Source organism: Bradyrhizobium septentrionale, assembly GCF_011516645.4.
Classification (GTDB): domain Bacteria; phylum Pseudomonadota; class Alphaproteobacteria; order Rhizobiales; family Xanthobacteraceae; genus Bradyrhizobium; species Bradyrhizobium septentrionale.
Genome location: NZ_CP088284.1, coordinates 45,887 through 57,459, shown reverse-complemented (window position 1 = coordinate 57,459; position 11,573 = coordinate 45,887). Strand labels below are relative to the sequence as shown.

At 62.0% G+C, this 11,573-nt stretch carries 4 protein-coding genes; 3 read left to right on the top strand and 1 reads right to left on the bottom strand.

Annotated elements, in window-relative coordinates:
* Positions 1 to 2 precede the first annotated feature (2 nt).
* Positions 3 to 6,500, bottom strand: coding sequence for an amino acid adenylation domain-containing protein (locus tag HAP48_RS00250; protein WP_420869797.1), 6,498 nt, complete (start codon positions 6,498 to 6,500; stop codon positions 3 to 5).
* A gap of 658 nt (positions 6,501 to 7,158) precedes the next feature.
* Here HAP48_RS00250 and HAP48_RS00245 point away from each other — a divergent pair.
* From HAP48_RS00245 to HAP48_RS00235, 3 genes are all read left to right on the top strand, one after another.
* On the top strand, positions 7,159 to 7,365 hold the full coding sequence (locus HAP48_RS00245; RefSeq protein ID WP_166217193.1) for a hypothetical protein: 207 nt from the start codon (positions 7,159 to 7,161) through the stop codon (positions 7,363 to 7,365).
* A 210-nt stretch (positions 7,366 to 7,575) separates the two neighbouring features.
* Positions 7,576 to 8,661, top strand: coding sequence for an HlyD family secretion protein (locus tag HAP48_RS00240; protein ID WP_166105935.1), 1,086 nt, complete (start codon positions 7,576 to 7,578; stop codon positions 8,659 to 8,661).
* Positions 8,662 to 8,691: 30 nt separating this feature from the next.
* Positions 8,692 to 10,848, top strand: a complete 2,157-nt coding sequence (locus HAP48_RS00235; protein WP_166217190.1) for a peptidase domain-containing ABC transporter — start codon at positions 8,692 to 8,694, stop codon at positions 10,846 to 10,848.
* Positions 10,849 to 11,573: the final 725 nt, after the last annotated feature.

Below are 11,573 nucleotides of genomic sequence, written 5' to 3'. Positions count from 1 at the left end.
TTCTACGCACCCAGCGAGAGCAGCTTCTGAAGCTCGTCACGCTCAAATGCTCGTTCGAGCAAAGTAATAGAAATTTCGCGAGCGAGGGCAGCCAGTATCGGTTTTGCGAACACCGTCATCAGCGGCAGTTCGACCCCAACCGCTTGTGACAGCCGGCTCGACATCTGTACTGCCAACAGCGAGTGGCCGCCCAGTTCGAAGAAGTGATCGTGGCGCCCGATGCGCTCCACACCGAGAAGCTCGGCCCAGATTGTTGCCAGCGCCGTCTCGATCTCGCCCTGCGGCGGCGCGTAGGCGCGATGCGCATACGCCTCCTCGCCCGGGGCCGGCAGCGCGTTCCGATCGACCTTGCCGTTCACCGTCAGCGGCAGCCCCGCCAGCCGCACGAACGCAGACGGCACCATGTAGTCCGGCAGCCGCGCACTCAAGTGTGCGCGCAAACCCCCGGCAAGATCAGATTCCTCAGCTTCGGGGGCGACGACATACGCAACGAGCCGCTGCTCGCCGCGGCCATCCTCGCGCGCCACCACCACCGCATCACCCACCGCCGGATGCTCGAGGAGCCGCGCCGCGATCTCGCCCGGCTCGATCCGGAAGCCGCGGATCTTCACCTGCTCGTCGTTGCGCCCCAAAAACTCCAGATTGCCGTCCGCCAGGTAGCGTGCCAGGTCGCCGGTCCGGTACAGCCGGTCGCCGTCCACAAAGGGGCTGGCGATGAACCGCTCCGCCGTCAGCTCAGGGCGGTTCAGGTAGCCCCGCGCCACCCCCGCACCGCCAATGCAGAGCTCGCCCACCGCCCCGAACGGCACCGGCTCCCCATGATCGTCCAGCAGATAGATCCGAAGATCGGGAATGCGCCTTCCGATCTGACTGCCCGAATCGGTGGTGTCAGACTGATCAAGAGACCGATAGGTGACATGCACGGTCGTTTCCGTAATACCGTACATGTTGATCAATTGTGGTGCACGATCTGAATGCCTTGCATACCACGGCTTCAGAATCGATGGCTCCAGAGCCTCTCCACCCAAAATAACGTAGCGAAGGCGGTTTCGAGCACCGCGCTGACGCTCCAGATCCACAAGAGCTTTAAAAGCCGAAGGGGTCTGATTCAGAACTGTAACGCCGGACTTGCAGATGAGATCATCGAAGTCAGGAGCAGAGCGAGCGGTGTCGCTCGGCACAAGAATCAAACGACCGCCATAACGCAGTGCGCCCCACAACTCCCACACCGAGAAGTCGAACGAGAAGGAATGGAACAGGCACCATACGTCCTGTTCAGTGAACCCATACCATTCCTGCGTCGCCTCGAACAAACGAACGATCTGAGCATGCTCGACCATGACGCCCTTGGGCGTACCGGTGGATCCCGAGGTGTAGATCACGTAGGCGAGATGGCGGGAGGTGAGGCCGAGCGCGCGCGTATCCGGATCCGATTCCGGCAGGCTGGCCCAGGCCGGTGCCGCCGCATCGAGCTCCAGCACGCTCGCATCGAGGCCCACATCGCCCAAGGCGGCGCGGCCCGCCGCATCGGTCAGCAGCAGCCGCGGCGCCGCATCCTCCAGCACCTGGCGCAACCGCGCCGACGGATAGGCCGGGTCCAGCGGCACATACGCCCCGCCGGCCTTCAGGATCGCCAAAAGCCCCACCACCATCAGCGGACTGCGCGCAACGCAGATTGCCACCGGCTGATCCGGCTTCACCCCGAGGGCGATCAGATGATGCGCCAGCTGGTTGGCGTGCGCATTGAGCGCGCCATAGCTTACGCGCTGGTCCTGATAGACCAGCGCCACCGCCTCCGGCGCCTTGCGCACCTGCGCCTCGAACAGCTCCTGGATGCACTTGTCCGCAGGATACGGTGCCGCCGTCCGGTTCAGCTCCTCCAGCAGATAGGTACGCTCGTCCGCTGGCAGGATGTCCAGCTCCCGCACCGGCGTGTCCGGCGCCCGCTCCAGCGCCTCTGCCAGCTGCTCGAGCGCCCGCTGCATGTAGCCGCAGATCCGATCCGCCGAGATAGGCTCCGCCACCTGCGCCGTCAGCCCGAGCGCCTCGCCAAAATCCTCCACTGACAAGGTCAGCGGATAATTGGTGCGCTCCTCCCCGCCCAGCCATTCCACGCCCACCAGACTGTCATCGGTTGCGGTGGCGACCGCCGCGGTGTTGTGGCGGTAGTTCAACAACGCGCTGAACAGCGGCGCCGGCGCCGCAATGGCACTGCAGCGCTGCGCCAGCGCCAGCGAGGCATGCTCATGTGCCAGCAGCTCGGCCAGCCGGGCATGCGTGGTTCGCACGCTCGCCTCGACCGCAGTCCCATCAAGATCAAGCCGCAGCGGCAGGGTGTTGATGAACAGCCCCATGGCGCGGTCGGCGCCGGCGTTGCCCTGCAGGCGGCCGAACAGCACCGTGCCGAACACCACCTGCTCGCGGCCGCTGCTGCGCGCCACCACCTGCCCCCACGCCAGATGGCACAGGCTTGCCAGACTGACGCCCAGCCGCCGCGCCTGTTCCCGCAGCCGCGCATGGAGCGCCGGCGGCAACAACCGATGCGCCTCACGAACCCCGCCGCCGTCGCCGCGCACCTCGCTCAAGCCGAACGGCGTGGTCGGCTCGTCGATGTCGGCCAGCAGCTCCCGGAAGAACGCTTCGTCCGCCTCGGCATCACCGCGTAGATGCACCTGCGCCACCAGATTGCGGAACGGCTGCGGCGCCGGCAGCTCATGCTGGCGCCCCTCCAGCTCGGCCCGGACCTCAGCATGCATCACGTCCAGCGTGGTGTGATCCCCGATCAGATGATGCTGCAGCTCCAGCAGCAGCCAGCGCGCGCTGCCGGGCTCGCGCGCAATCACAAACCGCAGCAGTGGCGCCCGGCCAAGCTCGATGCGGTGCCGGCGCGGATCAAACCGCTCCCTCAGCTGCTCGGCGCCAGCACCATGAGCGCCATCCAGCTCGACCTCGGTCACCTCCAGTTGCGCCTTCCGCCACACCACCTGGGCCGGCTGCGACAGCCCCTCCCAGACAAACGAGGTGCGCAGGATGTCATGCCGATCCACCACCCGCTGGACCGCGGCAAGATAGCGCTCGAGCAGCCCACGCTCGGCAAACGCCATCTGCGATACCAGCAGGTATGGATCGCCCTTTGCCGCCAGCAGATGATGGAACAGGATGCCGTCCTGCAGCGGCGACAGGCCGTAAATGTCCTGGATGTTGCCAACCCCGCCGGGCACCGTGGCGATGATCCGGTCGATCTCGTCCTGTGCCAGCTCGATCAGCGGCAGCATCTGTGGCGTGATCGCCGCACTCCGTTCGGTGATCAGGTTGGCCGGGACCGCCACCTCCTGATGGTGGCCGAGGCTTGCGGCCAGATCCGCCAGCACCGGCTGGGCGAACAGGGTGCGCACTTCGATGCCCAGCGACCGCCGCCGCAGAAGCTCCATCAACTGTACTGCCAACAGCGAGTGGCCGCCCAGTTCGAAGAAGTGATCGTGGCGCCCGATGCGCTCCACACCGAGAAGCTCGGCCCAGATTGTTGCCAGCGCCGTCTCGATCTCGCCCTGCGGCGGCGCGTAGGCGCGATGCGCATACGCCTCCTCGCCCGGGGCCGGCAGCGCGTTCCGATCGACCTTGCCGTTCACCGTCAGCGGCAGCCCCGCCAGCCGCACGAACGCAGACGGCACCATGTAGTCCGGCAGCCGCGCACTCAAGTGTGCGCGCAAACCCCCGGCAAGATCAGATTCCTCAGCTTCGGGGGCGACGACATACGCAACGAGCCGCTGCTCGCCGCGGCCATCCTCGCGCGCCACCACCACCGCATCACCCACCGCCGGATGCTCGAGGAGCCGCGCCGCGATCTCGCCCGGCTCGATCCGGAAGCCGCGGATCTTCACCTGCTCGTCGTTGCGCCCCAAAAACTCCAGATTGCCGTCCGCCAGGTAGCGTGCCAGGTCGCCGGTCCGGTACAGCCGGTCGCCGTCCACAAAGGGGCTGGCGATGAACCGCTCCGCCGTCAGCTCAGGGCGGTTCAGGTAGCCCCGCGCCACCCCCGCACCGCCAATGCAGAGCTCGCCCACCGCCCCGAACGGCACCGGCTCCCCATGATCGTCCAGCAGATAGACACGCGTGTTCGCGATCGGACGGCCGATCGGGACAACGGCCTCATCAAACTCAGCCGGACAACTCCACGCTGTCACGTCGATCGCAGCTTCCGTCGGACCGTAGAGATTGTGCAGGCCCGTCCGGGGCAATACGCGCCGAACCCTATGCACACTGGCGGCAGGGAGCGCCTCGCCGCTGCATAAAACACGCCGCAGCGACCTGCAGCGGTCAACACTCTTCGCATCCATAAAACTGACCAGCATGGATGGCACGAAGTGAATCGTCGTGATGCGCTGGCTGATGATCAAGTCGACCAATGCGTCGGGATCTCTGTGCGCGCCGGGCGGCGCCAGCACCAGGGTTGCCCCTTCAAGCAAGGTCCAGAAGAACTCCCAGGCCGAGACATCGAAGCTAAATGGCGTCTTCTGCAACACGACATCAGTTGCGTTGAGACCATAGGCATTTTGCATCCACATCAGGCGATTGACGATAGCCCGATGCTCGTTCTGGGCCCCTTTAGGCGTACCGGTGGATCCCGAGGTGTAGATCACGTAGGCGAGATGGCGGGAGGTGAGGCCGAGCGCGCGCGTATCCGGATCCGATTCCGGCAGGCTGGCCCAGGCCGGTGCCGCCGCATCGAGCTCCAGCACGCTCGCATCGAGGCCCACATCGCCCAAGGCGGCGCGGCCCGCCGCATCGGTCAGCAGCAGCCGCGGCGCCGCATCCTCCAGCACCTGGCGCAACCGCGCCGACGGATAGGCCGGGTCCAGCGGCACATACGCCCCGCCGGCCTTCAGGATCGCCAAAAGCCCCACCACCATCAGCGGACTGCGCGCAACGCAGATTGCCACCGGCTGATCCGGCTTCACCCCGAGGGCGATCAGATGATGCGCCAGCTGGTTGGCGTGCGCATTGAGCGCGCCATAGCTTACGCGCTGGTCCTGATAGACCAGCGCCACCGCCTCCGGCGCCTTGCGCACCTGCGCCTCGAACAGCTCCTGGATGCACTTGTCCGCAGGATACGGTGCCGCCGTCCGGTTCAGCTCCTCCAGCAGATAGGTGCGCTCGGCGGCCGACAGCAGCTCAATCCGCCCGACCTCTTGCTGCGCATCGGCAGCCATCGCCCGCAGCAGCGCCAGCAGATAATCCCGCTGCCGCTCGATCGTCGTCTGATCAAACAGCGCGGTGGCATAAGCCAGCGTTCCGGCGATCTCCTCACCCTGCTCGCCAAGGCTCAGCTCCAGATCGAACTTGACCTGATCAATCTCTTCCCCGGCAGCTTCCACACTCAGCCCCGGCAGGTCCAATGACCCAACCGCATTGTTCTCCCAGGCCAGCATCACCTGGAACAACGGCGTATGATCAAGAGCCCGCGGCGGCTGCACGATCTCCACCACCTGCTCGAACGGCAGCTCCTGGTGCTCCTGCGCTCCCAACGCCGTGCGCCGCGTCCGCTCCAACAGCTCCGACACGCTCGGCTCGCCCGACAGGTCCAGCCGGAGCGCCAGGGTGTTGACGAAGAAGCCGATCAGCTCTTCGATCTCGCGGTGCCCCCGATTGGCACTCGGCACCCCGATCACAAGATCGTCCTGTCCCGACAGACGCGACAGCACCGCAGCCCACCCCGCCAGCACGGTCATGAACAATGTCGTGCCATGCTGCCGGCTCAGCCGCTTCAGCCCCCGCGTCAGATCCGCATCAATGATGATCGGGACCGTCGCCCCGGCAAACGACTGTTGCGCCGGCCGCGGCCGGTCCGTCGGCAGCGCCAGACGGGCCGGCGCGCCGGACAGATTGCTGCGCCAATACTGCGCCTGGCGCTGCAGCCGTTCCCCCGACAGCCACTGCCGTTGCCAGGCAGCATAGTCCGGATACTGGATCGCAAGCGGCGGCAGCGGATCGTCCTGCCCAGCCGCGAATGCCCGGTACAGCTGAGTGAGCTCGCCCACCAACACGCCCAGCGACCAGCCGTCCGAGACGATGTGGTGCTGGGTCAGCAGCAACACGTGTGCCTCGTCCGACAGCCGGATCAGCCGGCCGCGGATCAGCGGGCCCCGCGCCAGATCAAACGGCGTGCGCGCCTCCTGCTGGCACAGCTGCGACAGCGCGGCGTCCGCATCCAGCCTGCCCCGCAGATCGTGCTCCACGACCGGCAGCCCCGCCTCCTCCGGCAGAAGCTCAACCCGGAGCTTGCCCTCCGAGGTGACAAAGACGCTGCGCAGCGCCTCATGCCGCGCAAACAAACGGTCCAGGCTGCGTTGCCAGGCGCTGCGGTCGAGCCCACCCTTCAGCCGCCACGCCGGCCGAATGTGATACTGCGTGCTGCCCTGATCCAGCTGCGCCAAAAACCACAGCCGCTGCTGCGCAAACGATGGTGCTAGCGCGGTTTCGCGCCCGACCTTTCGTATCAACGTAGCTTTTCGGCTGCTACTCCGGTTTCTCTCCTTGGCGAGGACTAGAAGCTTGCTCAAGCCTTCTACATCCAGATTTTCCAAACTGCCCCTAACAATATCTGTCATTTCTACGCGCCCAGCGAGAACAGCTTCTGAAGCTCGTCACGCTCGAATGCTCGTTCGAGCAAAGTAATAGAAATTTCGTTGGCCGCTTTCCTCACCTCGACCTCGAACAGCTCTTGAATGCACTTGTTCGAAGGATAAGGCACCCGGTCCCTTGATCATGGTCGTGAGGGATCACTCGCGCATCTCAAGCAACCGACGTGCCAATGGCGCTCTGCGGGCTTTTCTTAAAGAAACAACGCACCTATCGCTGCGTTGACTGAATACTGCCGTCTTACTGTCGGGCCTGGGACAGCGACGTCTTGGACCAGACACGGCCCAACACAAAGCACGCACCGTCAATGGCGAGGATCGCCGAGAAGACTAATTGCTTGAGGATCACCCTTGCTGGTCAGAATGCCTCACAAGGATTTTCGTCATCGAGTGAGAACTTCGAGCAGCATGGAAAAGATTTCCGCTTTCTCAGAGCAGTTGGCACGATTCTTGATGTCCATCTGCTTGCGAGTCGGCGGCGCTGACGCGCATCGTTTATCGACAACAGAAAGAAGCAATCATGGAAAAACGAGCAACGATGAAAATCGACCTGCTAGCCTACGGCGTAACCGAATTATCCCCAGAAGAAGCAGCGGCAACTTTGGGAGGCTCGTTCTGGAAGGTCTTCGATAGGGTCGTTCAAACAGTGGTTAACGTTGCGACAGTGGTGGTCGGTGCAATAATTGGAGTTGGAATGATTCGCGGGCGCGGTGGTCGCCATCCTTAATGAGATGGCCAAAGCCTTATCACCGCAATCAGAGCGCGGCGCTGGTCGGTGCACCACTTAAGCAGCGACCAGCCCCACTCGATCAGAGTTTCAATGGAGGCAGCCAATCGTCGATAGGAATATACGTCTGCAATGACCAATATCCTGCTCCCTCCTGAAATGATCAACTTCACTGCAGAGAGCATCCTGTCGCGAGAAACAGGACGATCTTTGGCGATCTATAAGATCATCGTGTCTTCGGTCGCTGCGGCGTTGCTGTCGCTGCCAGTCATAACCGTCACGCTGTCAGTTCAAAGTGCTGGTGCGATTCGTCCTACCGTCGAGAAGACTCCTGTGATCGCGCCCACCTCCGGGCGCATCTCACGTGTACTCGCAGTTGAGAACGATATTGTTGCAGAAGGCGGAGAAATCCTCGCCCTTGACGATAAGGGCATTCAAGAGAAGATCAGTGTGCTCTCTGGCGAAATTCGTGCGAAGAACGATCGCACCACTGATCTTCAGACCATGATCTCTTTCGGTGCGCAGGCGGACGCGCCCATCCCCCTGCGGACCGAGTCCGCCAGGGCCGAGTGGCTGCATTTTCTCAACTTGTTGCGGGAGAACCGATATGCCCGCAGGAATGCCGCCGCAGAACTCGAACGTGCTCAGCGTCTCGTCTCGGTTGCTGCCGCGCCCGCGAAGTCAATTGAGGAAAAGGCTTTCGCTCTCCAGAGCCTTGAGGCGAGAGGCGAGATCCTCGCCCGGAGCAAATCCGCCGAATGGAACCAGCAGCTCTTCGACACTAATCTGCGCCTGAGAGAACTAACAGCCAACTTGCATCAGCTTGAGAACGAACGTGATCTGACTATCATCCGTGCCCCCGTGTCAGGGGCTATCGAGCAATTCGCCGGCCTTATGCCCGGAAGCTACGTCCAGGCGGGGCAAACTGTCGGCTGGATCTCGCCCGACCGCGAACTGGTGGCAGAAATCTACGTTTCGTCCAAAGACATCGGTTTCGTAAGGCCGGGCCAGCCGGTGCGGCTCCAGGTCGATGCTTTCAACTACAATCAATGGGGTATGATCGACGCGACAGTGCTAGACGTGGCGCAGGACTTCACCCTGCGTGACAAGAACCCTGTGTTCAAGGTCCGCTGCGCGCTCTCCCGAAATTATCTTGAGCTCACAAACGGGATAATCGGTCATTTGAAGAAGGGCATGACCGTGCGCGGCCGCTTTCTCGTGGCGAAGCGCACACTCCTGCAACTACTCTACAACGAGATCGATGATTGGCTTAACCCGCTCCTGTCACCTCGTTAGTTAAATTTTCTAAGGGGCCAGTGGGCCGCCATGTCGAGTCGAATCCCCAAGTTCAAGCAGCGCGACATCACGGATTGCGGGGTTGCTAGTCTTGCTTCCGTGGGCGCCTTCTATGGCTGCAAGTTGCCACTGTCGCTGATCCGTCAGTTTGCCTCGGCCGACCGCTCCGGGACCAGCGTGTCGGGTCTCCTCCAAGCGGCTCAAAAGCTCGGTTTCATTGCGAAGGGCGTCAAAGGTGGCTTCGACAGCTTGCACAAGATTCCCAAGCCCGCCATCGCGCATGTGGTGGTAAAGGAGGTCCTGCACCACTTCGTAGTCGTTCAAGCGATCGACCGGAGGTGGGTCACCATCATGGACCCAGCGTATGGAGAGATCCGCAAGCTGTCTCACGAGGAATTCAAGACGCAATGGACTGGTGTCCTGTTGCTCATGGTCCCGGCAGACAACTTCAAGCGCCGCGACGAGACCACCTCCCCCCTTCTCCGCTTTGCCCGACTGGTTGCGCCCCACCAAGCCGCACTAACGCAGGCCCTCGTCGGCGCACTGATAACGACCCTCCTCGGCCTCTCGACGACCATCTACATCCAAAAGATTGTCGATCATGTTATCACAGCAGGAAACCGCAATTTGCTCAATCTCATGAGCGTCGTGATGCTGCTGATCCTTGTGCCGCAGACCCTGATCAATTTCCTGCGAAACCGGCTCGTCCTGCAAACGGGGCAAAAGATCGATCTCCACTTGATCCTAGGCTACTACAATCACGTCCTAAGCCTGCCCCAGAAGTTTTTTGATGGCATGCGTACAGGAGAAATCATCTCCCGCATGAACGACGCGGTCAAGATCCGAAGCTTTCTGAACGACGTCTCGATCACCTTATTTGTTGATGTGCTGGTGATCCTGTTCTCCTTTGGGCTGATGTTCGTCTACTCATGGAAAATCGCTTTGGTAGTGGCGGGCTCCGTCCCAGTATACCTCTTAGTTTATTGGACCATGAACCGGCTGAATAGCAAGCGCGAGCGCGCAATTATGGAGAATGCGGCAGATCTGGAGGCGCAGGTGGTAGAATCACTCGGAGCCATCTCCACGATCAGAGCTTTCGGAATAGAGAGCTATGCCGGCCTGAAGTTTGAGACTCGCTTTGTTAAGACCCTGCACTCCATCTACAGGTCCGGCCTCATCTCAATCGTCGGAGACAATGCATCGATCTTCCTCTCGACCCTTTTTACCATCGTGCTGATGTGGTTCGGTGCAACGCTCGCCCTCGATCAGACCATTACACCCGGCGAGTTACTGTCCTGCTATGCGCTGCTCGGCCATATCACCGGCCCGGTTACAAGCCTAATTCACGCCAACAGGATTGTTCAGGATGCCATTATCGCGGCGGATCGCCTGTTCGAGATATTCGACCTTGATCCAGCAGGCAGCGGCGGCATTAATGCCACCACGTCGGACGTTGGCGATATTCATCTGGAGAACGTCACGTTCCGCCATGGCGCCCAGCCGGAGCTTTTCAAGGATTTCAGCGTCAGCTTCCGGCGAGGGGAGATCACGGCTGTGGTCGGAGAAAGCGGCTCGGGCAAGAGTTCGCTTGCTGCCTTGCTGCAAAATGTGTACCCGCTTGAGGGTGGACGCATCCGCATCGGCTCCTATAACCTCCAAGACCTCTCGGCTGAATCCCTGCGCAAGATTGTTGCCGCGGTACCGCAATCCGTGGACGTGTTCTCGGCCTCAGTCATCGAGAACATCGCGCTTGGCGAGTTCGAACCGAACACCGGGAAGATAGTGCACATCTGCGAACAAATCGGTCTGCGTGACGTGATCGAGCGCTGGCCAGGTGGCTACCAGGCCTATCTGGGCGAGAACGGCGTACGCCCTTCGGGCGGAGAGAAGCAGCGCCTAGCGTTGGCTCGAGCTTTGTACCGCGATCCAGAGGTCTTAATCCTCGACGAGGCGACCGCCTCTCTCGACTCCGTCGCCGAGGCATTTGTCATACGGGCGATTGAGGAACTGCGTCTGGCCGGCAAGATCATCGTGGTTATCTCTCATCGACTCAACACGATTTGCGGAGCCGATAAGATCGTCGTGTTGGATAAGGGACGTGTTGTTGCGGAGGGAAGGCATGCTGATCTGCTGACGGCTGAAGGCGCTTACGCTCGCTTGTGGCGGGCGCAGACCGGATTCAGTTAAGCGCTCGTGGATTACCCTGGCGGCAGCAACGTCAGCAGCTAATCCTTGAACACGGGATCTCACGGATCGACTCCGCGCCGCCCTGCCATCGAATGAATTTTTGAGCTCGGCGACCGGCAGGTTGGTCTCCAGGTCGAAATCGCGCCCAGTATTGCCGGCGCCGAGCGATATTCGACCCAGTCGCCCGGTTCGAGGATGTGCGGAAGGCAAAGCAGGATGCCGAGCCATGGATGGTCCATTGATCTACCCGGCCAGGCGCTTCATCTCGGCGGCCGCGGCCAAGGCTTCCTCCCACGCCTTCGAAAAAGCTTTCGCAATCCTTCGCCTCCACCCCGCGCATCGCGCTCTCGATTCGCGCAAGCGTCTGCGTTAGCGTCGGGGCCTGTGAACCGTAAGAGCAGGTCGCGAATATCCTCAGGATGCGTCATGCGCCCGCCTGAGGGGCGAAACGAAGGCGATCAATCCGATTGTAGTTGATCACCGCCGGGTCGGCGCCGATCACCGGAAGTCGGCTGACTACGTAATGCACGACCTTGTCCATTCCCAGCTCCTGTTTCAGCGGATGTTGTAGGTCGCGCCGATCAACCGTTGCGAAGTTTCGGCAGCCGAAAATATCTTCCTTCGATCTAGCGGCTCCATGGCGGGCATTCTGAACTGGTCGCCCCGCAGCTCGTAAGCGGCAAAGAAACCCCGTCTGGCGGAGTGGTAAGCGATCGGCTATCGGC